The organism is Hansschlegelia quercus (genome assembly GCF_004310425.1).
GTDB classification, from domain to species: Bacteria; Pseudomonadota; Alphaproteobacteria; order Rhizobiales; family Methylopilaceae; genus Methylopila; species Methylopila quercus.
Genome location: NZ_SIUB01000010.1, coordinates 90,587 through 116,504 on the forward strand (window position 1 = coordinate 90,587; position 25,918 = coordinate 116,504).

Sequence of the window (25,918 nt, forward strand, 5' to 3'; positions counted from 1 at the left end):
ATTAAAGGGCCTGATGCGGATTAGACAAGGCGGGCGGGTACCCCCGGAGGGACGAAAGCCCGTCAAATCGCGCTCAATTCATCGTATCACGGTCCGCCGATCGGTCTTAGAGCCGTCGCATGGGCAGCTCGCAGCCGGCGCCATGCGCTTTCCCTGCGCGCTCGGCCGCGGCGGCTTGAGCCGCTCCAAGCGAGAGGGAGACGGCGCGACGCCGGTTTCCGCCTTGGCGCTCAGGCGATTGTGGCTGCGGGGGGACCACGGCCAACGCCCGCCGACCGGCCTCCCCGTCCGGCTGATCCAAGCCGACGACGGCTGGTGCGACGCCGCCTCCCATCCCCGCTACAACAAGCCCGTTCGACTGCCCTTCCGCGCCTCTCATGAGCGGATGCGTCGCGACGACGCGCTTTACGATCTCGTGATCGAACTTGGATGGAACGACCGGCCGGTGCGGCGGGGCCGCGGCAGCGCGATCTTCATGCACGTCGCGAAGCCGGGCTTCTCCCCAACCGAGGGCTGCGTTGCGCTGAACGCCAAGTCGCTGAGGCGCCTCGCGGGACGTCTTGGCCTCGAAACGATCGTCTCAATCGGCCTTGGTCCGCGAAAGCTACGTGGTTAACGAGGATTAGCGCGTCGTCATCTGACGAAGTTGTCAGAACGGCCGGGCCTCGCGCCGCTTGTGCGCCCTCTGTGCATGCCCATATCCTTGGCGTCCAAAGGGATCGTGCGCTTCTTGGCGTCGGTCCGCTTCGGGAATGTTTTCAAGGGGACCTGAGATGTCCGAATTCCAACGCAACGCCTTCGGCAGGCCTATCGGCGGCGTCGCGGCGCCGAGCGCCGCGGTCGACCAGGGCCTGCGATCCTACATGCTGAGCGTCTACAACTACATGTCGATCGGCCTGGCCATCACCGGCTTCGCCGCGATCGGCGCGTTCATGCTCGCCGTCTCGAGCGAGCCGACCGGCGTGGCCGCTCGGGGCATGCACCTCACGCAGTTCGGCGTGCTGCTCTACACGAGCCCGCTGAAGTGGGTGGTGATGCTGGCTCCGCTCGGCATGGTGTTCTTCCTCTCCGCCCGCTTACACAAGATGAGCGCGGCCGGCGGACAGATCGCCTTCTACGTCTTCGCGGCGCTGATGGGCCTATCCCTGTCGTCGATCTTCCTGGTCTATACCGGAGGCTCGATCGCGCGGGTGTTCTTCATCACCGCGGCCGCCTTCGGCGCGTTGAGCCTCTACGGCTACACGACGAAACGCGACCTGACGGCGATGGGCTCGTTCCTTATCATGGGCCTGTTCGGCATCGTGCTCGCGATGCTCGTCAACATCTTCCTTCAGTCGTCGATGCTGCAGTTCGTCGTCTCGGTGGTCGGCGTCCTCGTGTTCGCGGGCCTCACCGCCTACGACACGCAGCGCATCAAGGAAATATATTACGAGCTCGACGACAATGGCACGATGAGCCGCAAGGCCATCATGGGCGCGCTGTCGCTTTACCTGAACTTCATCAACATGTTCACGATGCTGCTGTCGCTGTTCGGCAACCGCGAGTGATCATCGACTGAAGCTCGAAAACGCGAAGGGCCCCGGTGGCGACGCCGGGGCCCTTTTGTTTGTCCCTGTCAGGTCCGGACGCCTAGTTCACCCGGCCGTGAACGAGGTCGTGGATGAAGCCGAGCTTGTGGATCACGGTCTCGGACAGCACGAAGGGATAAGGGTCCGCGGCGCCCATCGAGCGATTCAGCGCGTTGAGAGCCGCCGCGAGAGCAAGCCAGGAACCGCTGATCTCGCGGATCGTGGTCGTGTCGGAATAGGCGTTGAAGTCGATCTTCGCCGTCAGCACGTCGTCGCGGTCCGCACGCGGATCGATGCGGAACCCCCAGGCCCGGCCGGTGTCGAGCGTGTCGGTGATGTGCAGGTAATGCGCCCAGGTCTCGGCGAAATCCTCCCACGGGTGGGCGCCGGCGTAGCTCGAGACATAATCGTTCTGCCAGTTCGGCTTCGGCCCGTTGGCGTAGTGAGCCTGGAGCGCCTGGTCGTAATCCTGACTGTCGTCGCCGAATACCGCGCGGCAGGCGTCGAGCTTGCCGCCGTCGCGGACCAGGCGATCCCAGTACCAGTGGCCGATTTCGTGACGGAAATGGCCGATCAGGGTGCGGTAAGGCTCGCCCATCGCGGTCCGGCGCGACTCGCGTTCGGCGTCGTCCGCTTCCGCGAGCGCAATCACGATCAGCCCGTCATCGTGACCAGTCATGACGTGGCCCGGCAGATTCGGGTCGTTCGATAGGAACTGGAAGCCAAGGCCTTCCGGATGTTCCGCACGGGTCTCCAGCGGAAGCTTCAGGCGCAGCAACTGATAGAACAGCCGCCGCTTCGCGATCTCCATCTTCTGCCAGAGCGCGACGTTGGCGGCGTCGGCGAGGTTCGGAACCGTGAGATTGTGTCGGCAGGCAAGGCAGAACGGCTCCTCCTGCTCGCCGGGGACGAGCCAATTGCAGGTCCCATGCTCGTAATTTGCGCAATACCGCCACGGACGGTTGGCTTCGATCTTGCCGACCGACGTCCAGCCCGTCCCGCCCGCCTCAAGCGCCAGCATCGCGTTCGAGCCGGGATCGTATCCGAGCGCATGGTTGCAGCGCTCGCAGACGACGTTCTCGAAGAAAACGACGTGGTCGCAGTGCGGGCAATTGAACAGTTTCATCGAAGACCTTCGGGGAGCTAGCGCCTGACGCGGCTGCGCGCACAATCGCTCAGAGGTTCAATCGGTTCCGTCGCAATCGGACCGCCCCGCGCCGGCCTTAGCCTCCGCGCAAAGATGCGGGTTGCTGCGATGCAGAAGGCGTCTAAGTTGAACGGAGCCCGCCCACAGGAGCCGCCTCCCCCGTATGTCCATACTCGCCGCGCTTCATCACCTGACGCATTACAAATACGACCGTCCGGTCTCGCTCGGCCCTCAGATCATCCGGCTCAGGCCCGCCCCACATTCCCGCACGAAGGTTCCGTCCTATTCGCTGAAGGTCACGCCGGCGAACCACTTCATCAACTGGCAGCAGGACCCGTTCGGCAACTACCTCGCGCGCTTCGTCTTTCCGGAGAAGACGACGGAGCTGAAGATCGAGGTCGACCTGCTCGCCGACATGACGGTCTACAATCCGTTCGACTTCTTCGTGGAGGAATACGCCGAGACCTGGCCGTTCCAATACACCGACGACCTCAAGGTCGACCTCAAGCCCTATCTCGAGCTTGAGAATGACGGACCGCTGCTCGACGCCTTCTTGGGCGAGATCGACCGTTCGGAGAACCGCACCGTCAACTTTCTGGTCGGGTTGAACCGCGCGATCTCGCAGAAGGTGAACTACACGATCCGAATGGAGCCCGGCGTGCAGACGCCGGACGAAACGCTCGGCGCGGGGTCCGGCTCATGCCGGGACTCGACCTGGCTGCTGGTGCAGACCGTGCGCCGTCTCGGCTTCGCCGCGCGCTTCGTCTCCGGCTACCTGATCCAGCTGAAACCCGATCTCGTCGCGATCGACGGCCCGGCGGGAACGTCGGTCGACTTCACGGACCTGCATGCCTGGGTCGAGGTCTATCTCCCCGGCGCCGGCTGGATCGGCCTTGATCCGACCTCGGGCCTGCTCACCGGCGAAAGCCATGTGCCGCTCGCCGCCACTCCACATTATCGCTCCGCCGCGCCGATCGCCGGCGCCGCAAGCTACGCCGAGGTCACCTTCGACTTCGCCATGGGCGTCGACCGCATCGCGGAGCGGCCGCGGGTCTCCTATCCGTTCTCCGACGACAGCTGGGCGGCGCTCGACGCGCTCGGCGAGAAGGTCGACGCCGACCTCAAGGCGAACGACGTGCGCCTCACGATGGGCGGCGAGCCGACCTTCGTGTCGATCGACGACTACCAGTCGGCGGAATGGAACGCCGACGCCACCGGCCCGCAGAAGCGCGCGCTCGCCGACGACATGATCCGCCGTCTGCGCGATCGTTTCGCGCCCGGCGGCTTCCTGCATTACGGGCAGGGCAAGTGGTATCCCGGCGAGACGCTGCCGCGCTGGACGTTCTCGCTGTTCTGGCGGCGCGACGGCAAGCCGATCTGGAAGAACGCCGACCTGATCGCCCGCGAGAAGATCGAGGGGCCGTCGGACGCCGGAGCCGCCGAGAGCCTGATCCGCGGCGTCGCCCAGCGGCTCGGCGTACCGTCCGACAACGTCGCGGCGGCTTACGAAGACCCGTCTTATTGGCTGTCTCGCGAAGCGCAACTGCCGGAAAACGTCGACCCCACCAATCCGAAGCTCGCCGACGCGGAAGAGCGCGCCCGCATCGCGCGGGTGTTCGATCGCGGGCTTACCAAGCCGTCCGGCTTCGTGCTGCCGGTGCAGGCCTGGCAGGCGCAGGGCGTGCGCTGGATTTCGGAGCGCTGGTCGACGCGTCGGGGCAAGCTGTTCCTCACCCCCGGCGACAGCCCCGTCGGCTATCGCCTGCCGCTCGGTTCGCTGCCCCACCTCAGTCCAGCGCAGTTCCCGTTCTTCTCGCCCGCCGATCCCGTGCGGGAGTTCGAGCCGCTGCCCGACCCCGAGGAGATCGCTACGGGCCACGACCAGCGCACGCTCCGTTCGCCCGAGCCCGACCAGCCGGCGCCGTTGGGTCCGTTGCTGAACTCCGACATCTACGGCTCGGTCCGCACCGCTTTGACGGTCGAGCCGCGCGACGGGCGGCTCTCGATCTTCATCCCGCCGATGGAATCGGTCGAGGCCTATTTCGACCTGCTCGCCGCGATCGAGGCGTCGGCCGAAGAGCTCGGTTCGCCGATCCATATCGAGGGCTACCCGCCGCCGCACGATCCGCGCGTCAATGTCGTGCGCGTCGCCCCGGACCCCGGCGTGATCGAGGTCAACGTCCACCCCGCGGCGTCGTGGCGCGAGGCGGTCGAGATCACTAGCGGCGTCTACGAGGACGCGCGCCAGTCGCGGCTCGGCGCAGACAAGTTCATGGTCGACGGCAAGCATGTCGGCACCGGAGGCGGCAACCATGTCGTGGTCGGCGGCGCAACGCCGCTCGACAGCCCCTTCCTGCGCCGCCCGGACCTGCTGAAGTCGCTGATCCTGCACTGGCAGCGGCATCCTTCGCTCAGCTACCTGTTCTCCGGCATGTTCATCGGCCCCACGAGCCAGGCGCCGCGGGTCGACGAGGCGCGCCACGACGGGCTCTACGAGCTCGAGATCGCGATGAGCAACCTGCCCGCGCCCGGCGAGGGCCAGGCGCCGCCGGCCTGGCTCGTCGACCGGCTGTTCCGCAACCTGCTGATCGACGTTACCGGCAACACCCACCGCTCGGAAATCTGCATCGACAAGCTCTATTCGCCGGACGGGCCGACCGGCCGGCTGGGCCTCGTCGAGTTTCGCGGTTTCGAGATGCCGCCGGACCCGCGCATGAGCCTCGCGCAGCAGCTGCTGATCCGCGCGCTGATCTCCCGCTTCTGGCGGGAGCCCGCCACGGGGAGCTTCGCGCGCTGGGGCACAAGGCTGCACGACCGCTTCATGCTGCCGGCCTTCATCTGGGCGGACTTCCTCGATGTGCTCGAGGATCTCAAGCGCGCGGGCTATCCCGTGCGGCCCGAATGGTTCGAGGCGCAGTCCGAGTTCCGCTTCCCGTTCTGCGGGAAGATCGACCGGGACGGCGTAAGCCTCGAGCTTCGGCAGGCGCTCGAGCCCTGGCACGTCATGGGCGAAACCGGCGCGATCGGCGGAACGGTGCGGTTCGTGGACAGTTCCGTCGAGCGGCTTCAGGTGAAGCTTTCCAACGCCGATCCGGCGCGCCACGCGGTCACCTGCAACGGGAGGGCCGTGCCGCTCGCGCCGACCGGAATCGCCGGCGAATTCGTGGCGGGCGTGCGGTTCAAGGCGTGGCAGCCGGCGACAGGCCTGCATCCGACGATCCCGGCGCACGCTCCGCTGACCTTCGACCTCTACGACCGCTGGTCGAAGCGCTCGATCGGCGGCTGCGTCTATCACGTCGCCCATCCCGGCGGCCGGAACTATGACACCTTCCCGGTCAATTCCTATGAGGCCGAAGCCCGCCGCCTCGCCCGCTTCGAGGATATCGGCCATACGCCGGGCGCCTATGAGCCCGCGATCGAGACCCCGAACCCGAGCTTCCCGCATACGCTCGACTTGAGGCGGCCGGCCGGAATCTGAACGCGGCTGATCCTCCGGTCGAGCCGGAGGATCACGCCATAGTCTGCGAACGAGGCGCGTCCGGGTTCCGGCTCAAGGGCGGCCGCGACTATCGGCGCCCGTTGCGCCCCTACCCTCTTTCCCTGCTGGCGCCTTCTGCGCCATGATCGCGCCGCCCTCCATCCTACCGTCCGGCTCAAAAACATTGGTTCGACCGCCTGCCGCTGAGCTCCTTCAAGCGCGTCCGAAGGGGCCCGGGCTGCTGGACGGCTACGCGCCGCCGCCGGGCGTGTTCGACGAGATGCTCGGCGCTGACGACAAGGTGCGCCCGCACTATCGCCAGCTGGTCTCGACGCTCGCCACGATGAGCGAGCCCGAACGGGAGCGCCGTTTCTCGAGCGCAGCGCAATATCTGCGCGAGGCCGGGGTCTATTACCGGGTCTATGGCGCGGCCGAACAGGGCGAGCAGACGCGCTCCTGGCCGCTCGCGCATCCGCCGCTCGTCATCGAGCGCGGAGAATGGGCGGCGCTCGCGGCCGGACTCATCCAGCGCGCCGGCTTCCTCGAAAAGCTGATGGCGGATCTCTACGGCGAGCGCCGGCTGATCCGCGACGGCGTGCTGCCCCCCGCGATCCTCGGCCGCAACCCGGAATTCCTCCGGCCGCTCGCAAACCAGGCCTCGGGGCGGCCGCTGATCCGCTTCATCGCGGTCGATCTCGGCCGCGGCCCGGACGGACGCTGGTGGGTGCTGGGCGACCGCGCGCAGGCCCCTTCCGGCGCGGGCTTCGCGCTGGAGAACCGGGTCGCGACCTCGCGCGCGTTCCCCGACCTTATCCGCGATCTCAAGGTCGAGCGGCTCGCCGGCTTCTTCAAGAAATTCCGCGAGACGCTGCTCGCGCTCGACGACGGCAAGGGCCTGCGCGCCGGACTGCTCACGCCGGGTCCCGCCAACGAGACCTATTTCGAGCACGCTTACCTCGCGCGCTATCTCGGCCTGCTGCTGCTCGAAGGCGGCGACCTCGCGGTGCATGGCTCGTCGGTGGTCGTGCGCACGGTCGACGGCGAAAAACCAATCAGCGTGCTCTGGCGCCGCCTCGACAGCGACTTCGCCGACCCGCTGGAGCTCCACCCGCGCTCGCGCATAGGCACGCCCGGTCTCGCCCGCGCCAGCCGCGAGGGGGGCGTTGAAATGGTCAACGCGCTCGGCTCCGGCATTTTGGAGACGCGCGCGTTGCTCGCCTTCCAGCCCGCGCTCGCCAAGGCCCTGATCGGCGAGCGGCTGACGCTGCCGACGGTTGCGACCTGGTGGTGCGGGCAGGAGGCGGAGCACGCCTTCGTTTCTGAAAATCTCGAAAGGCTTTCGCTCGCGCGCGCCTTCCCGCAGACGATCGGAAACGAAGAGCAACGCCGCCCGCTCGATCTCGGCATCCGCCTGTCGCACTCCGAGCGGCTGCTGCGCGATCTCGACATCGACCCGCAGGCGGTGGTCGGCCAGGAGATCGTCGCGCTGTCGACGGCGCCGGTCTTCGTCGACGGCAAGCTCGAGGCGCGTCCGGTGACGATGCGGGTCTATCTCGCCCGCCACGCCGACGGCTGGAGCGTCATGCCCGGCGGCTTCGCCCGCGTGTCGAGTTCGACCGATCCGCTTGCAGTCGCCATGCAGTCCGGCGGGCATTCCGTCGACGTCTGGGTGTCCTCCGACCGGGAAGAGCGCCGCGTCTCGTTGCTTTCGAACGGCGCCGCCTTCTCCCGGCGGCTGCCGAGCGCGCCGCCCGCCCGTGCGGCCGACAACCTCTATTGGCTCGGGCGCTACGTCGAACGAGCGGAAGCCGCGACCCGTCTGGTGCGTCTGTTCACCGCCCGCCTCGCCGAGGGCGAGCGCCGTGGCGCGCTCGAGGCGCTGGTGGCGGAGCTGCTGGCGGAGATCGGCGTCGACGCGCTGCTCGCCGATCCCGCGAAGGGGCTGCTCGACCGGGCGAAACGTGCTTTCGACACCGCTTCCCGGATCCGGGACCGCTTCTCGCCGGACGGCTGGCGCGCGCTCGGGGACGTCGTGCGGCTGATCGAGCAACACCTCGACGCTCCCGAGGGCAGCGACCTCGTAGCGCTCTCCAGCGAGGTGCTGACGCGGCTCTCCGGCTTTACTGGCCTCGTCCACGAGAACATGTACCAGTTCACCGGCTGGCGGTTCTTGCAGGCCGGACGCCTGATCGAGCGCGGACAGCTCACCGCGCTGGCCGCCGCCGCCCTCGGCGGCGAGGAAACGCCGGAAGGCGGACTCGAGGCGCTGCTCGAATTCTGCGACAGCCGCATCAGCTACCGCCGGCGCTATTCCGTGGATCTTTCGCGCGAGACGGTGCTCGATCTCGTCGCGCTCGACCCGCTCAACCCGCGATCGATCGCGTTTCAGGTCAACAGCCTGAAGACGCTGCTTGACGAGCTTCCCGGCATGCGCCGCGGCGAGTCGCTCGCTCCAGTGTCTCGCCGCGCCGCGCGGCTCGCGGTCCGGCTCACGACGGGCGACGCCTCTGAGGCGAACGCGAAATTCCTGAGCCGTATCGCCGACGATCTCGGCGATGTCTCGGACCTGCTCAGCGAGCGTTATTTCACCTCCGGGCCGAAGGCCAACGCGGACAGGCTCGACGTCGAATGATCTACGACCTCGCGCTGAAGATCGGCTACGAGTACCCGTCCGACGTGAAGGACGCCCGCCACATCCTGCGGGTGCGGCCTCTGACCGAGCGCGGCCAGCGTCTCGTCACCAACCGGCTGACGATCACGCCCCAACCCGACGAATCCCGCGCCGATCGCGACTTCTTCGGCAACGCGCTCGATCACGTGCTGATCCTGCCGAGCCATGACGGGCTCTCGGTGACGATGCGCGCGCGGGTCGAAGTGAACCGCGCCAGGCCTGACCTCGCGGCGACGCCTGATGTCGCGGAGATTCGCGCGATGGCGGCGGCCGCGCGCGACAGCGACGGCGACGGCCCGATGCATTTCCTCGGCGACAGCCGGATCGTGCGCCTGTCGGAGCCGCTGACGGCCTACGCCGCAGAGACGATCAAGGACGACCAGCCGATCGGCGAGGCGATGCTCGCCTTTTCGAAGCGCATCCGCGAGGAGTTCGATTACGCGCCGGGGAAGACGACGGTGAGCACGCCGCTCGAGGACGCGTTCGCCCGGCGCGAGGGCGTCTGTCAGGACTTCGCCCACATCATGATCGCGGCGTTGCGCGGGATCGGCCTTCCTGCGGCCTATGTCAGCGGCTTCCTGCGCACCACCCCGCCGCCGGGCAAGCCGCGCCTCGAAGGCGCTGACGCCATGCACGCCTGGGTCGACGTGTGGCTGGGGCCCGATCACGGCTGGGCCGGTTTCGACCCGACCAACGCCATGCTCGCGCTCGACGATCATGTCGTGGTGGCCGTCGGGCGGGACTATGGCGACGTCGCTCCGATCGACGGGGTGCTGATCACCGCCGGCCCGCAGAAGACGACCCACTCCGTCGACATGAAGGAAGTCGGTTAGCCCCGACCAGCCGCCCGCGCAAAGGCCGGCTCACCGCTCGCGAGCGCCACGGGCTTGAACGCCCGCACGAGATCCCTGTCGAGCTTGCCGTCCATCTTGGAGAGGATGCCGTAAGCCTCCTCGCAGCTGATCGCGCGCCTGTAGGGCCGCTTCTCGATCAGCGCGGCGAAGATGTCGCAGATCGTGACGAGGCGGACCACGTCAGCGATGGCGTCGCCGCGCAGCCCGTCCGGATATCCCGAACCGTCCAGAAGCTCGTGATGGGAGCGCACGATGGCGAGGGTCTCATCGTCATAGCCCTGACCTGCGAGTAGTTCGAAGCCGGTGGGCGCGTGAGTCCGCATGACCGTCCACTCCGCCTGGGTGAGCGATCCGGGCTTGTTGAGGATCTCGATCGGAATCCGCGCCTTGCCGATGTCGTGCAGCAACGCCCCGCGCGTCAGGCGCAGGGTGTCGGAGCGGGAGAAGCCGAGCGTGGAGGCGAAAGCGGCGGCGAGGCCGGCGACGAGCATGCAATGCTGATGCGTGGCGTCGTCGAAGCGCCAGACGAACTCCAGCCAGCCGCGGATCGCGACGTCATCGAGGGCCTTCCGGACCACCTCGGCGCCCTTGTCGGCGAGCGCCGGCGGGACGAATCCGCCGCTGCGGGCCGCCTCCAGCAGGTCGGTCATCGCACGGCTGGCGGCGACGGATGGCTGCGTCTTGGGCGCGGCCCGGCGGGGAAGAAAAGGCGCAAGACCGGCGCGCAGACCTTCCGCCCGCTGTTTTACATTCACGATCGAGCTCGCGCCGAGAGCGTTCGCCTGGGCGCGGTCGTGCGGGGTGTCGCGTCGAATGACGCAGACATGGGCGCGGACAGGGCTCGCTGCGCGCGCGAGCCGCGCGCGCAGACCTGCGATGGAGGATGGCCGCGAGAACGCGATGTCGCTGACCACGAGCGCGGCGTCGAAATCGTCGGCCGCGTCGGTCACCAGCCGAACGGCGATCCACTCGGTCAGGAGAGACAGATCGGACGCGATCTCACGACCGCGGCGGAGATCATCCGTCAGGATCAGTACCGGATTTTCCCGCATGCCAACCGATCCCCGCGAACGCGCCGGATCGATCAGCCGCCCATTCTCGGGCTTTGCGTCCGGCAAGTTAAGGTCGTTCGGCGTCGGCATGAAGCGTTCGAAAATACGCCCGGCCGTCCGACCACGAGCGAAACGTACATCCAAAACCTGATCTAAGAAGATACTCCGTCGATGAGGATTTTATCTAAGTCGTAGATCGCCGTTCTGTCCGCGAGCGCGGATCGGCTCAAGCGTGGTTGGCGCGGCGAAAGATCAGGCGGCGGAAGACCTCCGCCGCCGCGCTTTCCTCAACCGATCGTCTGGCCGGTCTTCTTCCAGTCCGCGACGAACTGATCGAGGCCCTTGTCCGTCAGCGGATGCTTGACGAGGCCCTTTATGATCGCGGGCGGGATCGTCGAGACATCGGCGCCGGCGAGCGCCGCCTGCTTGACGTGATTGGTCGTGCGGAGCGAGGCGGCGAGGATCTCAGTCGGGAAGTCCGGGTAGTTGTCGTAGATCGTCCGGATGTCCTGGATCAGCTCCATGCCGTCGATCCCCATGTCGTCGAGACGTCCGACAAAAGGAGAGATGAAGGTCGCGCCGGCCTTGGCGGCAAGCAGCGCCTGCGGCGCGGAGAAGCAGAGCGTGACGTTCACCATCGAACCGTCGCCGGTAAAGGTGCGGCAGGCCTTGAGGCCGTCCCAGGTCAGCGGCACCTTGATCGCGACGTTGTCGGCGATCTTCCGCAGGATCTCGCCCTCGCGGATCATGCTGTCATAGTCGAGCGCGCTGACCTCGGCCGAGACCGGGCCGTCCACGACGTCGCAGATGTCCTTGATGATCTCCATGATCGGCCGGTTGGCCTTCAGGACCAGGGACGGGTTGGTGGTCACGCCGTCGAGAATGCCCATCTCGGCGAGTTCGCGGATCTCGCCGATGTCGGCGGTGTCGACGAAGAATTTCATCGTGGATCGTCCTGACGTTTGGAGCTCTGGCGCGCTTGTCGCATTTTAAGCGCGCGCAGTCGACCGCGAGACAGGCCGCCGCGGTTTATCGCCAGCCGCCGTCTGGCCCAGTGCAGCCGTAGGGCGGAAGCGCGCGGCCCTCGAACGTGGCCTTGAGGCGGGCGCAGCCCCAGGCGTTGATTGGACCGGGAGCGGCCGCGTTCAGCGAAATTCCGACCTCGTCATACGGGTCTGTGGTGTTGACGACATAAGAGTGCCAGCGCCATCCGATGGTTCCCGCGAGGCCGACCAGAATCGCCGCCACCGCGAGCAACGCGGTGGCCCCTGGGTTGCGGCGGACGGGAGCCGCCGTCGTCGGGTTCGGCGCGCGCTTTTCCCGCCACGCCAGGAAGCGCTCCACGACAAGCAACGCCAGCCCGAGGCCGAGAGCGCCGCCGCCGAGCTCGCCCAGCCGGGGTAGGATCTCGGGCTTGAACCGGTAGCCCGGCAGATGCGGGGTCACGAACGCGGCGTCGACGCCGGTCCCTTCACGCGGCCAGCCCGAAATCCAGACCATGAAGCCGAGGGCGACCAGCCCCAAGACGATGAGGATGCCGACGAGCAGGCGGACGGGCAGGAGACGGCTCTTCATCGGGCGGGCTCGCGACAAGGGATCATACCGCGCTCTAGCACGCGGGCCGCTGTTTTAGAGCCCACTTGCGCTTGACGATGGCGCGGTCCACCGCCGAAGACGCAGGACGCCGCCGCCAAGAACGGATCGAGAGTCGCTTGCCCGTCCTTAAAACCGTCGAGGTGCTGCTGCCGGTCGCCCTCGACCGGCCGCTGACCTATGCCGTTCCGGAGGGACTCGACATCGTGCCGGGCGACCTGGTGGTCGTCCCGCTCGGAACCCGGCCGACGGTCGGGGTGGTCTGGGACGGCGAAGGCGCGGCCGTCGACGCGGCCAAGCTGAAGCCGCTCTCCGGGAAAGTCGACGCGGCCGGCTTCTCGAAGCCGATGCGCTCCTTCATCGACTGGGTGGCGGTCTACACGCTCGCGCCGCGCGGCCAGGTGCTCCGCATGGCGCTGCGGGGTCTCGCGGAGGATCCGGGGCCGCCTCAGCCGCGCATCGGCCTGCGCGCGACAGGCGTCGCGCCGAAGCGTCTGACGCCTGCGCGCGAGAAAGCGCTCGCGGCGGCATCCGACGGTGTTGTCCGCTCGAAGAAAGCTCTCTCGGAAGCGGCGGGCGTCTCGACCTCGGTCCTCGACGGGCTTGTCGCCGAAGGCGCGCTCCAGCCGGCGCCGCTGCCGCCGCCCCCGCCTCCTCGGCAGCCGGATCCCGATCTGCCCGGCCCGGAGCTCTCGGTCGAGCAGGCGGCCTCAGCCCGCGCCTTGCGGGAAGCGGTCGCGGCGCGCGCCTTCTCCGTCACATTGCTCGACGGCGTCACGGGCTCCGGGAAGACGGAAGTCTATTGCGAAGCGGTCGCGGAGGCGCTGTCCGCCGGGCGGCAAGCGCTGATCCTCGCGCCGGAGATCGCGCTAACGATCCCGTTCCTCGACCGTTTCGCTAAACGGTTCGGCGCACGCCCCGCGGTGTGGCACGCGAGCGTCGGCGAGAAGGGCCGCGCGGCGGTGCGCGCCGGCGTCGCCGACGGCTCGGTCCGCGCCGTCGTCGCCGCCCGCTCGGGACTCTTTTTGCCGTTCAAGGACCTCGCGCTCATCGTCGTCGATGAGGAACACGACGCCGCCTACAAGCAGGAGGACGGCGTCGCCTACAACGCCCGCGACATGGCCGTGGTGCGCGCCCGCATCGAGGACGCGGCGGTCGTGCTCGCCAGTGCGACGCCCTCGATCGAGACCCGCGTCAATGTCGAGCGCGGACGCTACGACAAGCTCGCGCTGCCGGCGCGCTTCGGGGGGCGCGCGATGCCCGCGGTCCAGGCCATCGACATGCGGCGGGTTGGCCCGCCGCGCGGCAGTTGGCTCGCGCCGGCGATGGTTCATGCCGTGACGGAGACGCTGGCCGCGGGTCAGCAGGCGCTGCTGTTCCTCAACCGGCGCGGCTATGCGCCGTTGACGCTCTGCCGCCGCTGCGGCCACCGCATGAAATGCCCCAACTGCTCGGCCTGGCTGGTCGAGCACCGGTTCCGCGCGAGCCTCGTCTGCCACCATTGCGGCCATTCCGCCCCGACGCCGAAGACCTGCCCCGCCTGCGCGGCGGAGGATGCGCTGGTCGGCTGCGGGCCCGGCGTCGAGCGCATCCGCGACGAGGCGGCGGAGCGTTTTTTGGGCGCTCGCATCTCGATCCTGTCAAGCGACGTGATGGGCGCCGGAGAGCGCCTGAAGGCCGAGCTCGAAGCCATCGAACGCGGCGAGATCGACATCGTGGTCGGCACGCAGATGGTGACCAAGGGCCACCATTTTCCCAACCTGACGTTTGTCGGCGCGATCGACGCCGACTTTGCGCTCGGGGCCGCCGATCCGCGCGCGGCGGAGCGCACGTTCCAGATGCTGCAGCAGGTGACGGGGCGCGCCGGGCGCGGCGAGAAACCCGGACGCGCGCTGATCCAGACCCATGACCCGGACCATGCCGTGATCCGCGCGTTGGTCGCGGGCGACCGCGAAGGCTTCTATCGCGCGGAGACTGCGTCGCGAGAGGCGGCGATGATGCCGCCCTTCGGCCGTCTTGCCGGGATTGTGATCTCGGCCCCGACCAAGGAGGCGGCGGAAGCCCACGGCCGGGCGCTCGCCCGCATCGCGCCGAAGGTGGAGGGGGTGCGGGTGCTCGGCCCGGCGGAAGCGCCGCTCGCCATGGTGCGCGGACGGGCGCGGGTGCGCCTGCTGGCCCAGTCCGTGCGGGACTTCGACATGCCCGGCTTTCTGCGCGACTGGCTTGGAGCGGCGCCGCCGGCGCGCGGCGGAGTGCGGATCGCGGTCGACGTGGACCCGCAAAGCTTCATGTGACGCCGGACGCGGCGTCGCGCCGCAAGGCGGGTATCTCGCTCAACGAGCTACTAACGTACTGCCTACGCTTCAATTTTCGTTCGTTCGCCACAACCGCGCCATTATGTTGCGGCCGCTCGCGGGGCATGTTAGTGACCCCCGGCATCCTGAGGCCTGCCTGAGGGATGAGGGCATTGCGCCCATTCGACGGATCGGGAGGTTCGGAGCGTCCGCTCCGGTTTCAGCCCTTGGCTCCAACCAGCGAGAGACGCCCAGGTGGCAGGTAAGGACACCATCGTGTCAGGAATGGCGGGGCGCTACGCCTCCGCCCTGTTCGATCTTTCCAAGGAGAGCGGCGCGATCGACGCGGTCTCCGCCGACCTCAACACCCTTTCCTCTCTCCTGGCTGAGAGCGAAGATCTCCGGCGGCTCACGAAGAGCCCGGTTTTCTCCGCCGAGCAGCAGGAGAAGGCGATCTCCGCGGTGCTCGACCGCGCCGGGATCGCCGGGCTCACTGCCAAGTTCGTGAAACTCGTCGCCAAGAACCGCCGCCTGTTCGCGCTCGAGGCGATGATCAAGGGCTTCCGTGCGCTGGCCGCCGCCGATCGCGGCGCTGCGACCGCGGAGGTGACCGTCGCCGAGCCGCTGACCGACAGCCGCCGCCAGGCCGTCGCCGACGCGCTCGCGGCCGTCACCGGCAAAACTGTCGATATCGACGTCAAGGTCGATCCGAGAATTCTGGGCGGGCTCGTCGTGCGCCTTGGTAGCCGCATGGTCGACGCCTCGCTGAAGACCAAGCTCAATTCCATCAAACTTGCGATGAAAGAGGTCGGCTGATGGACATTCGCGCCGCCGAGATCACCTCGATCCTGAAGGATCAGATCCAGAATTTCGGCCAGGAGGCTGAGGTCTCCGAAGTCGGCCAGGTGCTGTCGATCGGCGACGGCATCGCCCGCGTCTACGGCCTCGACAACGTCCAGTACGGCGAAATGGTCGAGTTCCCGGGCGGCGTGCGCGGCATGGCGCTCAACCTCGAGAGCGACAATGTCGGCGTCGTGGTATTCGGCGCGGACCGTGGCATCGCCGAAGGCGACACCGTCAAGCGCACCGGCTCGATCGTTGACGTGCCGGTCGGCAAGGCCCTGCTCGGCCGCGTCGTCGACGCGCTCGGCAACCCGATCGACGGCAAGGGGCCGATCGAGACCACCGAGCGTCGCCGCGTCGACGTGAAGGCGCCGGGCATCATCCCGCGCAAGTCCGTCCACGAGCCGATGCAGACCGGCATCAAGTCGATCGACGCGCTGATCCCCGTCGGCCGCGGCCAGCGCGAGCTGATCATCGGCGACCGCCAGACCGGCAAGACCGCCGTCGCGCTCGACACGATCCTGAACCAGAAGTCGATCAACGCCTCCGGGGACGAAAAGCAGAAGCTCTACTGCGTCTATGTCGCGATCGGTCAGAAGCGCTCCACCGTCGCGCAGTTCGTGAAGGTGCTCGAGGAGCAGGGTGCGCTCGAATATTCGATCGTGATCGCGGCCACCGCCTCCGATCCGGCCCCGATGCAGTTCCTGGCGCCGTTCGCCGGCTGCGCCATGGGCGAGTTCTTCCGCGACAACGGCATGCACGCCCTGATCGTCTATGACGATCTCTCCAAGCAGGCCGTCGCCTACCGCCAGATGTCGCTGCTGCTGCGCCGCCCGCCCGGCCGCGAGGCCTATCCCGGCGACGTGTTCTACCTGCACTCGCGCCTGCTCGAGCGCGCCGCGAAGCTCAACGACGACAACGGCGCCGGTTCGCTGACCGCCCTGCCCGTCATCGAGACCCAGGCGAACGACGTCTCCGCCTACATCCCGACTAACGTGATCTCGATCACCGACGGCCAAATCTTCCTCGAGTCCGATCTGTTCTATCAGGGCGTACGCCCTGCCGTGAACGTCGGCATCTCGGTCTCGCGCGTCGGCTCCGCCGCGCAGATCAAGGCGATGAAGCAGGTCGCCGGCAAGATTAAAGGCGAGCTCGCGCAGTACCGCGAGATGGCGGCCTTCGCGCAGTTCGGCTCTGACCTCGACGCCTCGACCCAGCGCCTGCTGAACCGCGGCGCCCGCCTGACCGAGCTGCTCAAGCAGCCGCAGTTCTCGCCGCTCCGCGTCGAGGAGCAGGTCGTCGTGATCTACGCCGGCACCAACGGCTATCTGGACAAGCTGCCGGTTGACAAGGTGCGCGCCTATGAGCGCGGCCTGCTCGAGCGTCTCAATGGCGCCGAGAAGCCGCTGCTGGACACGATCCGCGACGACAAGCAGCTCAAGGACGAGACCATCGCCAAGGTGAAGAAGCTCCTCGAGGACTACACCAAGTCCTTTTCGGCCTGATTTTTAGACCGGTAGCAGCGGAGTTTCGGGCGCCCCATGGCGAGCCTAAAGGACCTCAGGAACCGCATCGCCTCGGTTAAGGCGACGCAGAAGATCACCAAGGCCATGCAGATGGTCGCGGCGGCGAAGCTGCGTCGCGCCGAAATGGCCGCGGCGGCGGCGAGCCCCTATGCCGAGCGCATGGAGCGGGTGCTGTCGAACCTCGCCACGAGCATGAAGGGGGCCCCCGAGGCGCCGCTTCTGCTCTCCGGCACCGGCAGCGAGCAGCGCCATCTGCTCGTCGTGATGACGGCGGACCGGGGCCTTGCCGGCGGCTTCAACTCGTCGATCGCCCGGCTGGCCCGCGACCACGCCCGCCGGCTGATCGCGGAGGGCAAGGACGTCCGTATCCTCTGCGTGGGCCGCAAGGGCGCGGACATCCTGCGCCGCCAGTTCCCGGGCAAGATCGACGACGTGATCTCGCTGCGTGAAGTGAAGAGCATCGGCTTCGGCACGGCCGATGAAATCGGCGCGCGCATCCTCTCGGAATATTTCGAGGGCAAGTTCGACGTCGCCACCATGTTCTTCTCGAAGTTCCGCTCGGTGGTCAGCCAGATCCCGACGGCGCAGCAGATCGTGCCGGCGGAGATCCCCGAAGGCGACGGCGCGAGCGACCTCAACGGCGCGATCTACGAGTACGAGCCGTCCGAGGAGGAGATCCTCGAGGAGCTCCTGCCGAAGAACGTCAAGATCCAGATTCTCAAGGCGCTGCTGGAGAACGCGGCGTCGGAGCAGGGCGCGCGCATGTCCGCGATGGACAACGCCACCCGCAACGCCGGCGACATGATCAAGAAGCTGTCGCTGGTCTACAACCGAACACGCCAGGCGCAGATCACCAAGGAGCTGATCGAGATCATCTCCGGCGCCGAAGCGCTCTGACGATTATCCGACGAGGACCAATCCTATGACCGAAGCAGTCGGCCGCATCACCCAGGTCATCGGCCCCGTCGTCGACGTGCAGTTCGACGGGCACCTGCCTGCGATCCTGAACGCGCTCGAGACCCAGAACAACGGCTCGCGCCTCGTGCTGGAAGTCGCCCAGCATCTCGGCGAGTCGACCGTCCGCACCATCGCGATGGACTCGACCGAAGGCCTGACCCGCGGTCAGGAAGTCAAGGACAACGGCGAGCCGATCGCGGTTCCCGTCGGCGCAGGCACGCTCGGCCGCATCATGAACGTGGTCGGCGAGCCGATCGATGAAGGCGGGCCGATCCAGAACGAAGGTCTCCGCCCGATCCACCAGCCGGCCCCGTCTTACGCCGATCAGGCGACGGAGACCGAGATCCTCGTCACCGGCATCAAGGTCGTCGACCTGCTCGCGCCATACGCCAAGGGCGGCAAGGTCGGCCTGTTCGGCGGCGCCGGCGTCGGCAAGACCGTGCTGATCCAGGAGCTGATCAACAACGTCGCGAAGGCGCACGGCGGCTACTCCGTGTTCGCCGGCGTCGGCGAGCGCACCCGCGAGGGCAACGACCTCTACCACGAGTTCATCGAATCCGGCGTGAACAAGCAGGGCGGCGGCGAGGGCTCCAAATGCGCCCTGGTCTACGGCCAGATGAACGAGCCGCCCGGCGCCCGCGCCCGCGTCGCGCTCTCCGGGCTCACCGTCGCCGAGCACTTCCGCGACCAGGGCCAGGACGTGCTGTTCTTCGTCGACAACATCTTCCGCTTCACGCAGGCGGGCTCGGAAGTGTCGGCGCTGCTCGGCCGCATCCCGTCGGCGGTGGGCTATCAGCCGACGCTCGCGACCGACATGGGCGCGCTGCAGGAGCGCATCACCACCACCAATAAAGGCTCGATCACGTCCGTGCAGGCGATCTACGTGCCGGCTGACGACCTGACCGACCCGGCGCCTGCGGCCTCCTTCGCCCATCTCGACGCGACGACCGTGCTGAACCGCTCGATCGCCGAAAAGGGCATCTACCCCGCGGTCGACCCGCTCGACTCGACCTCGCGCATCCTGTCCGCGCAGATCATCGGCGACGAGCACTACAACACCGCCCGCCGCGTCCAGGAGACGCTGCAGCGCTACAAGTCGCTGCAGGACATCATCGCGATCCTGGGCATGGACGAGCTCTCGGAAGAGGACAAGCTGACGGTGTCGCGCGCCCGCAAGGTCGAGCGCTTCCTCAGCCAGCCGTTCCACGTCGCCGAGATCTTCACCGGCTCGCCGGGCGTGTTCGTCGATCTCGCTGACACGATCAAGGGCTTCAAGGAGCTGATCGAGGGCAAGCACGACGCGCTGCCGGAGGCCGCCTTCTACATGGTCGGCACCATCGAGCAGGCGATCGAGAAGGCCAAGAAGCTCGCCGAGGGCTGATCGGCATAGTCTCCGTCGCGGGCTTCGTCCGCGACGGATTTTGCTAACGCGTGAGTACAGCCAGGCATGAACGCCAAGATCATCCTCCTCGTCGTTGGCCTGCTCGCCGGCGCGCTCGTCGGCTGGCTCACTCGGCCGCAGGCGGCCGAGATCAGCGTGCTCGGCATGCAGATCGAGGTTCAGGGCGACAAGGCGGCGTCGCCGCGCGACCAGTCGATGACGACCGGCCAGACCCAGCACGTCGCGGTCTTCGCCATCGTCGGAGCGCTGATCGGCTTCGGCCTGGGCTTCGTCGCCGATCGGCGGCGCTGAGGAGGATTTCGGTCATGGACAGCTTTCCCTTCGAACTGGTCTCGCCCGAGAAGCTGCTGATCTCCGAGGACGTGCAGCACGTCGTCGTGCCGGGCGTCGAGGGCGAGTTCGGCGTGCTGGCGCACCACGCTCCGTTCATGTCGACGCTGCGTCCGGGCATCGTCCAGGTCTACAAGACCGAAGGCGGCGCTCCCGAGCGGCTGTTCGTGCGCGGCGGGTTCGCCGATGTGAACCCGAAGGGCCTCACCATCCTCGCCGACGAGGCGATCCCGATGAGCGAGCTCGACGCCGGCAAGCTCGAGGCGGCCATCGCGTCCGCCGAAAGCGCCGCCTCAGCGTTCGAGGACGGCCCGCTGAAGATCAAGGCGCAGTCCGAGGTCGACCAGCTCAAGGCGCTGCGCGCCACGCTCTGAGATACGTCGCCGCCGCTTGATTTTCAGGCCGGCGCGCCTGATATCCGGGCCACCAGCCTGGAAAACAGAACGACGACGAGAGGCCCGTATGACGGACCCAGCGCAGAGCGCATCCATGACCGATGAACACGCCAAGCCCGCCGCAGGCGCGCCCGAGACCGACGAGCAGCGCGCCGACGCGACCGTAGAGGCCGAGGTCACGGAAACCGTCGACCGCACAGCCGAACTGGAGGCCGCGGTAACGGACATGCGCGACCGCCTGTTGCGCAGCCACGCCGAGATGGAAAACCTGCGCCGCCGCACCGAGCGCGAGGTTCAGGACGCCAAGCGCTACGCTGTCTCCGCCTTCGCGCGCGACCTGCTCGGCGTCGCCGACAATCTCCGCCGAGCCCTCGACGCCGCGGCGAGCGGCGGCGAGAACGCCGATCCGACGCTTGCGGCTTTGGCGCAGGGCGTCGAGCTGACCGAGCGCGAGCTCCTCAAGACGCTTGAGAAGAACGGCGTCAAGAAGCTCGACCCCAAGGGCAAGCCGTTCGACCCGCACCACCACGAGGCGGTGTTCGAAGCGCCGGATCCGAGCGTTCCTGCCGGCACCGTCGTGCAGGTTATGCAGGACGGCTACGTGATCGGCGACCGCATTCTAAGACCGGCAATGGTCGGCGTCGCCCGCGGCGGCCCGAAGGCCGGCGCGTCCGCCGCCGAGCCGACGCCGACCACGGAAAGCCTCGATCGTACGGTTTGAGCCCTAAGCCAACCGCTTCACGCTCGTGACTTCGTCGCCCGCATCCCTGATGCGGGCGATCGCGTTTCGAAGGCCTTCGACCGCGACCGCCATGGCATGCGCGTTGGCGTGCAGGATCGTGTCGGCGTTGCGCACGAAAGCGACGTGCCCCTTCCAGAAGATCAGGTCTCCGCGCTGCGCCTCTTCAAGCGCTAGGGCTGAGCCGAGCGCCGCCTCCTGCATGTCGCTGTCGCGCGGCGCTGCGATCCCACAGGAGGCCAGCGCCGTCTGGACGAGCGCGGAGCAATCGAGGCCGAGGCTGGTGCGCCCGCCCCAGAGATAAGGCGCGCCGACGAAGCGTTCGGCGACAGCGACCGGGTCGGCTTCATAGACGCCGAGCGGTCTCAGATGCGCCGCGATCGCGTAGCCGCCGCCATGGAGCGCCACGAACTTCCCCTCCTCCGCCGCCACGCTGACGACGGCGTTCATCGACAGGGCGTCGAGCGGCGGGACCTTGATCGAAGTCTGCGGAAACAGCAGCGTCCGGAGCGCCGAGACCCGATGCGTCGGGCTGGCGCCGAGTTCCGCCGTCAACGCCGCGGATGGGAGGTAGCCGACATAGCCGTCGGTCTCGAGCTGCCCCCACGACCAGCCTTCGAGCTCGTCATAGACGACGAATTCCTCGCCATGCAGCGCCTCCGTCTCGAGCATGGCGTCGGGTCCAGGCGCGCGGCGGATACCGACATGGCCGACGGCGACCCGCCGGCGCTCGCCCTCCACGAAGCGAAGCGCCTCCACTTTCCCCTTGAGGTGAGCTGCGGCGACATCGGGGCGCGCGGGGGTGAGGCGACGGTCGAGGGTCACCGTCCGTAACGCTCACTGAACAGCGCAAACAGCGCCCGAGCTGACTGGACCTCGCCGCCTTCCGGACGGCCCGGCCGGGCCGAGGGATTCCAGGCAAAGATGTCGAGATGAGCCCAAGCCTTCGCCTTCTCGACGAACCGGCGCAGGAACAGGGCTGCGGTGATCGAGCCTGCGAAAGCGCCGCCGGAAATGTGGTTCACGTCGGCGATCTTGGACGACAGCAGCTCGTCATACGGGTTCCACAACGGCATGCGCCAGAGCGGGTCATGCTCGGCGTTGGCGTGGGCGAGCAGCGCGTCGGCGAAGGCATCGTCGTCGGTGTAAAGCGGCGGCAGATCGGGCCCGAGCGCGACGCGGGCGGCGCCGGTGAGAGTCGCGGCGTCGACCATGATCTCGGGCGCTTCCTCGTCGCCGAGCGCCAGCGCGTCAGCGAGCACGAGACGCCCTTCCGCGTCAGTGTTGCCGATCTCGACGTTGAGACCCTTGCGGCTCGGGATCACGTCGCCCGGCCGGAAGGCGTTTCCAGAGATTGAATTCTCAACCGCGCCCACGATCAGCCTGAGCCGCACCGGCAGCTTCGCGCCCATCACCATGCTGGCCAGCGCGATCATCGACGCCGCGCCGCCCATGTCCTTCTTCATCAGCAGCATGCCGGCGTCCGGCTTGATGTTGAGCCCGCCGGTATCGAACGCCACGCCCTTGCCGACCAGCGTGACCTTCGGATGGTTTTCGTCCCCCCAGATCAGGTCGACGATCCGCGGCGCGCGCGTGGAGGCGCGGCCGACCGCGTGGATCAGCGGGAAGTTGTGGCTCAGTAGCTCGTCGCCGACGATCGAGGTCACCGTCGCGCCATGCGCCTCGCCGAGAGTTCGGATCGCGTCCTCGATCTCCTGCGGGCCGAGATCGTTCGACGGCGTGTTGACGAGATCGCGGCCGAGCGCGACGGCCTCGACGGTCCGTGTCAGCGCCGCGGCGTCGGCGCCTTCGGGCAGCGCGATCGTCACGGTCTTCGTGTCCGGCTTGCGGTAGCGCCGGAAGGAATAGGAGCCGAGCGCGAGGCTGAGCGCCGCAAGCCGGGGGTCGGCCGCGCCCTCCAGGCGATAGGTCCCGGCCGGCAACGCCCCTGCTAGCTTGCCAGCGATAAAGGGGTTCGCGGGCGCGCCCGCCTTCTCGACGCCAAACGCGACGCCGGAGAGTGCGCCGTCTGCGCCCGGCACGAGCAGGGCCTTGCCGGCGCCGAGCTCGAAGCCGCTCGCCTTTGCCCAGCCTTCAGCCTCGACAGGCAGGGCGCCATCCGCAGGCGTGAACCAGACCGGGATCGCATCGGCTGAGCTTGCGGCGAAGACGACGGGCATGGAGGGCTCCTTGGCGCACGGGCGAAGCGCTTTTGCCACGGTTCGGGCGCGGCCGCACGGGTCAGATCATGCGCGCTGCGAGACAGCGATCGAGCGCAACGTGTCGACGTCGAACCCCGCCGCGAACGCCTCAGCCAGCGTTTCCGACGTTAGCGGATCGAGCGCCGGCAGGCGGCCCAGAACGGGGACGCCCGAAAACCCCGCGATCGCCTTGGCGTTCTCATCGTGGCGCTCACCGACGAAGGCGACGCCCGCGATGGGGACGCCGCGGCGCTTCAGCGCCTCCAGCGAAAGCAGCGTGTGGTTGATCGTGCCGAGCGCTGTCCGCGCGACGAGGACGACCGGAAAGCCCCAGCGCGCGAACAGGTCGATGGTCAGCGTGCGGCGGTTCAGCGGTACGAGCAAGCCGCCCGCGCCCTCGATGACGAGCGGGCCGTCGGCCGGCGGCGGCTCCAGCGCGTCGGCGTCGATCTCGACGCCGTCGATCTCCGCCGCCAGATGCGGCGAGGCCGGCGTCTTCAGCCGCCATGCCTCCGGGATCACACGCTCCGGCGGCAGGCGCGCGAGACGCGCGACCGTCTCGCTGTCGGTCTCGTCGTCGAGCCCTGCCTGCACGGGCTTCCAGTAGGACGCGCCGAGCGCCGCAGTCAGGCCCGCTGCGAAGACGGTCTTGCCGATGCCGGTGTCCGTGCCCGTCACGACGAGCCTGAGCGTCACGCCGCCGCCTCGCTCAAACCCTGGGCCAGCGCGTCGATCAGGCGCGCGACCGCCACTTCGTCGACGTTCAGCGTCAGGGATATTCTGAGCCGCGCCGTGCCTTCGGGCACCGTCGGCGGGCGGATGGCGCGGCAGTCGAAGCCGGCCGCCTGAAGCCGGCGCGCGGCGTCCGTTGCCCGCGCATTGGCGCCCAGCACGACCGGCTGGATCTGCGAGCCGGAGACCGGCAGCCCGAGCCGGGACAGCCGCTCTCCGGCGAAGGCGACGAGGCGCCCAAGCTTTTCGCGCCGTCCGGGCTCATCCGCAACGATCCGCAGAGACTCGCGCACGACGGCCGCAATGAGCGGGGAGGGAGCGGTCGCGTAGATGAAGGGCTTTGCGCGGTTGACCAGCATGTCGAGGATCGCGGCCCGCCCGGTGACGAGCGCGCCCGACGATCCTAACGCCTTGCCGCAGGTGTGCACTGAAATCAGCGCCTCGCGGCCCTCGAATTTCTCGGCCAGACCGCGGCCTCCGTCGCCGAACACGCCTGTGGCGTGCGCCTCGTCGAGCACGAGAAAGCCGTCATTGTCCTCGCCGATCGCGAGCAACTCGGCGACGGGGGCTCGATCGCCGTCCATCGAATAGAGGCTTTCCGCGACGATGAAAGGCTGACCCCGCCCGCCTCGCGCACGCCAGGCCGCGACGGCGTCAGCGACGGCGCCCGCATCGTTGTGAGCGGCGAAGACCACCTCCGCCTTCGCATCACGCAGCCCGTCATGCACGCTCGCATGCACCAGCGCGTCGCACACGACGAGGTCGCCACGCTGCGGTAGCGCGGACATCAGCGCGACGTTCGCCTGATAGCCTGCGCCGAAGAACAACGCGCGCTCCGCGCGGAAGAAGGCGGCGGCCTCCGCCTCCAGCGCCTCGTGCTCGGGGTGGTTGCCGCGCAGCAGCCGCGAGCCCGCCGCGCCGACGGGCACGCCGCGCGCAAGCGCCTCTTCGGCTGCGTAAGCGAGGCGCGGAGAGGCGGCGAGGCCGAGATAATCATTCGACGCGAAGTCGAGCCCGGCGCGGGCCGCCAGCCGGCGTCGCCGCGTCTTGCGTTCGAGGCCTTCAAGCGCTGCCTCGAAGCGGGCGAGCCGGCTCACGAGGCTCCGTCGAGCGCCTCCGGCCCGATCCCGAGGCGGCGGAACAGCGCGCCGTCATGGTCTTCGCCCGGATTGTCGGCGGTCAGCAGCGTGTCGCCGACGAAGATCGAGTTCGCGCCGGCGAGGAAGCACAGCGCCTGCGTCTCGTCCGACATCTCGGTGCGGCCGGCGGAGAGGCGCACATGGCTCTCCGGCATCATGATGCGGGCGAGCGCAATGGTGCGTACGAAGTCCAGCGGGTCGATGGGCGGCGCGTTCTCGAGCTTGGTGCCGGGGATCGGGATCAGCATGTTGATCGGCACGCTCTCCGGCGCCTCGTCCATGTTGGCGAGGGTGACGAGCATGTCGACGCGGTCGTCGACCGTCTCGCCCATGCCGAGAATGCCGCCGGCGCAGACTTTCATGCCCGCCAAGCGGACATTGTCGAGCGTCTCGAGCCGATCCGCGAAAGTGCGGGTGGAGATGATCTCGGAGTAGTAGCGCTCCGAGGTGTCGAGGTTGTGGTTGTAATAGTCGAGGCCGGCGTCCTTCAGCGTCAGCGCCTGCTTGGGGGTCAGCATGCCGAGCGTCATGCAGGTCTCCATCCCCATGGCCTTCACGCCCTCGACCATGGCGACCACCATATCCATGTCGCGGTCCTTCGGGCTCCGCCAGGCCGCGCCCATGCAATAGCGCGTCGCGCCGCCGTCCTTGGCCTTCTGCGCCTCGGCCAGCACGCGCTCCACCTCCATCAGCTTGGAGGCCTTCATCTTCTCGCCGGGCATACGGGCGGACTGGCTGCAATAGCCGCAATCCTCCGCGCAGCCGCCGGTCTTGATCGACAACAGCTTCGACATCTGCACGCGGTTTGGATCGAAGTTCCGGCGGTGGACGGTCTGCGCCTCGAACATCAGGTCGGCGAAAGGCAGGTCGTAGAGCGCCCTCGCCTCCTCCCGGGTCCAGTACGTCTTCGCAGGCGCCCGTCCCGCGACATGAGCCAGATCGATCAGAGCCATTCGCCGTCCGCTCGATGAATTTCGAGGATGAGCCCATGGCTTAC

22 protein-coding genes are annotated in these 25,918 nt (G+C 68.0%); 13 read left to right on the forward strand and 9 right to left on the reverse strand.

Annotated features, from left to right (window positions below; translation table 11 throughout):
- Positions 1-142 precede the first annotated feature (142 nt).
- A complete protein-coding gene (locus EYR15_RS15970) occupies positions 143-616 on the forward strand; it encodes a L,D-transpeptidase family protein (RefSeq protein WP_245498361.1) in 474 nt (157 codons plus the stop codon).
- Positions 617-773: 157 nt separating this feature from the next.
- Positions 774-1,547: a Bax inhibitor-1/YccA family protein gene (locus EYR15_RS15975; protein WP_131004571.1), complete on the forward strand. Its 774-nt coding sequence runs from the start codon at positions 774-776 to the stop codon at positions 1,545-1,547.
- Positions 1,548-1,629: 82 nt separating this feature from the next.
- On the opposite strand, the gene EYR15_RS15980 is transcribed toward EYR15_RS15975, so the two are convergent.
- Positions 1,630-2,694 carry a zinc-binding metallopeptidase family protein gene (locus tag EYR15_RS15980; RefSeq protein WP_131004572.1) on the reverse strand — a complete coding sequence of 355 codons (1,065 nt, stop codon included), beginning with the start codon at positions 2,692-2,694 and terminating at the stop codon, positions 1,630-1,632.
- Between the two features lie 184 nt (positions 2,695-2,878).
- On the opposite strand from EYR15_RS15980, the gene EYR15_RS15985 reads away from it, so the two are divergent.
- From EYR15_RS15985 to EYR15_RS15995, 3 genes are all read left to right on the forward strand, one after another.
- Entirely contained in the window at positions 2,879-6,193 is a 3,315-nt protein-coding gene (locus tag EYR15_RS15985; RefSeq protein ID WP_131004573.1) for a transglutaminase family protein, read from the forward strand.
- A gap of 142 nt (positions 6,194-6,335) precedes the next feature.
- A complete protein-coding gene (locus tag EYR15_RS15990) occupies positions 6,336-8,825 on the forward strand; it encodes a circularly permuted type 2 ATP-grasp protein (protein ID WP_245498362.1) in 2,490 nt (829 codons plus the stop codon).
- A complete protein-coding gene (locus EYR15_RS15995) occupies positions 8,822-9,697 on the forward strand; it encodes a transglutaminase family protein (protein WP_131004574.1) in 876 nt (291 codons plus the stop codon). The genes EYR15_RS15990 and EYR15_RS15995 overlap by 4 nt, the downstream gene beginning before the upstream one ends.
- Here the strand turns inward: EYR15_RS15995 and EYR15_RS16000 are convergent.
- The 3 genes from EYR15_RS16000 to EYR15_RS17410 all read right to left on the reverse strand — a co-directional run bounded on the left by EYR15_RS16000 (position 9,694) and on the right by EYR15_RS17410 (position 12,345).
- On the reverse strand, positions 9,694-10,770 hold the full coding sequence (locus EYR15_RS16000) for an HD-GYP domain-containing protein (RefSeq protein WP_165455527.1): 1,077 nt from the start codon (positions 10,768-10,770) through the stop codon (positions 9,694-9,696). The two genes, EYR15_RS15995 and EYR15_RS16000, sit on opposite strands and share 4 nt — an antisense overlap.
- Positions 10,771-11,057: 287 nt before the next feature.
- The gene (gene fsa, locus EYR15_RS16005; protein ID WP_131004576.1) at positions 11,058-11,714 is read right to left on the reverse strand and encodes a fructose-6-phosphate aldolase; all 657 of its coding nucleotides are present in this window, start codon (positions 11,712-11,714) and stop codon (positions 11,058-11,060) included.
- An 85-nt stretch (positions 11,715-11,799) separates the two neighbouring features.
- Positions 11,800-12,345, reverse strand: coding sequence for a hypothetical protein (locus tag EYR15_RS17410; protein WP_382239081.1), 546 nt, complete (start codon positions 12,343-12,345; stop codon positions 11,800-11,802).
- A 137-nt stretch (positions 12,346-12,482) separates the two neighbouring features.
- On the opposite strand from EYR15_RS17410, the gene EYR15_RS16015 reads away from it, so the two are divergent.
- The 8 genes from EYR15_RS16015 to grpE all read left to right on the forward strand — a co-directional run bounded on the left by EYR15_RS16015 (position 12,483) and on the right by grpE (position 20,831).
- Positions 12,483-14,657 carry a primosomal protein N' gene (locus EYR15_RS16015; protein WP_245498363.1) on the forward strand — a complete coding sequence of 725 codons (2,175 nt, stop codon included), beginning with the start codon at positions 12,483-12,485 and terminating at the stop codon, positions 14,655-14,657.
- 255 nt (positions 14,658-14,912) lie between these two features.
- Positions 14,913-15,473 carry a F0F1 ATP synthase subunit delta gene (locus tag EYR15_RS16020; protein ID WP_131004578.1) on the forward strand — a complete coding sequence of 187 codons (561 nt, stop codon included), beginning with the start codon at positions 14,913-14,915 and terminating at the stop codon, positions 15,471-15,473.
- On the forward strand, positions 15,473-17,005 hold the full coding sequence (gene atpA, locus EYR15_RS16025; RefSeq protein WP_131004579.1) for a F0F1 ATP synthase subunit alpha: 1,533 nt from the start codon (positions 15,473-15,475) through the stop codon (positions 17,003-17,005). The genes EYR15_RS16020 and atpA overlap by 1 nt, the downstream gene beginning before the upstream one ends.
- A 36-nt stretch (positions 17,006-17,041) precedes the next feature.
- A complete protein-coding gene (locus EYR15_RS16030) occupies positions 17,042-17,923 on the forward strand; it encodes a F0F1 ATP synthase subunit gamma (protein ID WP_131004580.1) in 882 nt (293 codons plus the stop codon).
- A gap of 25 nt (positions 17,924-17,948) precedes the next feature.
- Complete coding sequence (gene atpD, locus EYR15_RS16035; RefSeq protein ID WP_131004581.1) at positions 17,949-19,364, forward strand: F0F1 ATP synthase subunit beta; 1,416 nt, start codon at positions 17,949-17,951, stop codon at positions 19,362-19,364.
- 66 nt (positions 19,365-19,430) lie between these two features.
- Positions 19,431-19,676: a hypothetical protein gene (locus EYR15_RS16040; protein WP_131004582.1), complete on the forward strand. Its 246-nt coding sequence runs from the start codon at positions 19,431-19,433 to the stop codon at positions 19,674-19,676.
- Between the two features lie 14 nt (positions 19,677-19,690).
- Positions 19,691-20,089, forward strand: a complete 399-nt coding sequence (locus EYR15_RS16045; RefSeq protein WP_131004583.1) for a F0F1 ATP synthase subunit epsilon — start codon at positions 19,691-19,693, stop codon at positions 20,087-20,089.
- A gap of 88 nt (positions 20,090-20,177) precedes the next feature.
- Entirely contained in the window at positions 20,178-20,831 is a 654-nt protein-coding gene (gene grpE, locus EYR15_RS16050) for a nucleotide exchange factor GrpE (RefSeq protein ID WP_131004584.1), read from the forward strand.
- Positions 20,832-20,834: 3 nt separating this feature from the next.
- On the opposite strand, the gene EYR15_RS16055 is transcribed toward grpE, so the two are convergent.
- The 5 genes from EYR15_RS16055 to bioB all read right to left on the reverse strand — a co-directional run bounded on the left by EYR15_RS16055 (position 20,835) and on the right by bioB (position 25,868).
- Positions 20,835-21,674, reverse strand: a complete 840-nt coding sequence (locus EYR15_RS16055) for a C40 family peptidase (protein WP_131004585.1) — start codon at positions 21,672-21,674, stop codon at positions 20,835-20,837.
- Positions 21,671-23,029, reverse strand: coding sequence for a leucyl aminopeptidase family protein (locus tag EYR15_RS16060; protein ID WP_131004586.1), 1,359 nt, complete (start codon positions 23,027-23,029; stop codon positions 21,671-21,673). Before EYR15_RS16060 ends, EYR15_RS16055 begins: the two co-directional genes overlap by 4 nt.
- Positions 23,030-23,095: 66 nt before the next feature.
- Positions 23,096-23,746, reverse strand: coding sequence for a dethiobiotin synthase (gene bioD, locus EYR15_RS16065; protein WP_131004587.1), 651 nt, complete (start codon positions 23,744-23,746; stop codon positions 23,096-23,098).
- The gene (locus EYR15_RS16070; RefSeq protein WP_131004588.1) at positions 23,743-24,879 is read right to left on the reverse strand and encodes an 8-amino-7-oxononanoate synthase; all 1,137 of its coding nucleotides are present in this window, start codon (positions 24,877-24,879) and stop codon (positions 23,743-23,745) included. The genes bioD and EYR15_RS16070 overlap by 4 nt, the downstream gene beginning before the upstream one ends.
- On the reverse strand, positions 24,876-25,868 hold the full coding sequence (gene bioB, locus EYR15_RS16075) for a biotin synthase BioB (RefSeq protein ID WP_382239136.1): 993 nt from the start codon (positions 25,866-25,868) through the stop codon (positions 24,876-24,878). Before bioB ends, EYR15_RS16070 begins: the two co-directional genes overlap by 4 nt.
- Between the last annotated feature and the right edge of the window lie 50 nt (positions 25,869-25,918).

Excerpts from the sequence above, each read along its gene's own strand:
- EYR15_RS15970 (WP_245498361.1), top strand. The coding sequence starts at position 143 with ATGCGCTTTCCCTGCGCGCTCGGCCGCGGCGGCTTGAGCCGCTCCAAG.
- EYR15_RS15975 (WP_131004571.1), top strand. The coding sequence starts at position 774 with ATGTCCGAATTCCAACGCAACGCCTTCGGCAGGCCTATCGGCGGCGTC.
- EYR15_RS15980 (WP_131004572.1), bottom strand. The coding sequence starts at position 2,694 with ATGAAACTGTTCAATTGCCCGCACTGCGACCACGTCGTTTTCTTCGAG.
- EYR15_RS15985 (WP_131004573.1), top strand. The coding sequence starts at position 2,879 with ATGTCCATACTCGCCGCGCTTCATCACCTGACGCATTACAAATACGAC.
- EYR15_RS15990 (WP_245498362.1), top strand. The coding sequence starts at position 6,336 with ATGATCGCGCCGCCCTCCATCCTACCGTCCGGCTCAAAAACATTGGTT.
- EYR15_RS15995 (WP_131004574.1), top strand. The coding sequence starts at position 8,822 with ATGATCTACGACCTCGCGCTGAAGATCGGCTACGAGTACCCGTCCGAC.
- EYR15_RS16000 (WP_165455527.1), bottom strand. The coding sequence starts at position 10,770 with ATGCGGGAAAATCCGGTACTGATCCTGACGGATGATCTCCGCCGCGGT.
- fsa (WP_131004576.1), bottom strand. The coding sequence starts at position 11,714 with ATGAAATTCTTCGTCGACACCGCCGACATCGGCGAGATCCGCGAACTC.
- EYR15_RS17410 (WP_382239081.1), bottom strand. The coding sequence starts at position 12,345 with ATGAAGAGCCGTCTCCTGCCCGTCCGCCTGCTCGTCGGCATCCTCATC.
- atpA (WP_131004579.1), top strand. The coding sequence starts at position 15,473 with ATGGACATTCGCGCCGCCGAGATCACCTCGATCCTGAAGGATCAGATC.
- EYR15_RS16030 (WP_131004580.1), top strand. The coding sequence starts at position 17,042 with ATGGCGAGCCTAAAGGACCTCAGGAACCGCATCGCCTCGGTTAAGGCG.
- atpD (WP_131004581.1), top strand. The coding sequence starts at position 17,949 with ATGACCGAAGCAGTCGGCCGCATCACCCAGGTCATCGGCCCCGTCGTC.
- EYR15_RS16040 (WP_131004582.1), top strand. The coding sequence starts at position 19,431 with ATGAACGCCAAGATCATCCTCCTCGTCGTTGGCCTGCTCGCCGGCGCG.
- EYR15_RS16045 (WP_131004583.1), top strand. The coding sequence starts at position 19,691 with ATGGACAGCTTTCCCTTCGAACTGGTCTCGCCCGAGAAGCTGCTGATC.
- grpE (WP_131004584.1), top strand. The coding sequence starts at position 20,178 with ATGACGGACCCAGCGCAGAGCGCATCCATGACCGATGAACACGCCAAG.
- EYR15_RS16060 (WP_131004586.1), bottom strand. The coding sequence starts at position 23,029 with ATGCCCGTCGTCTTCGCCGCAAGCTCAGCCGATGCGATCCCGGTCTGG.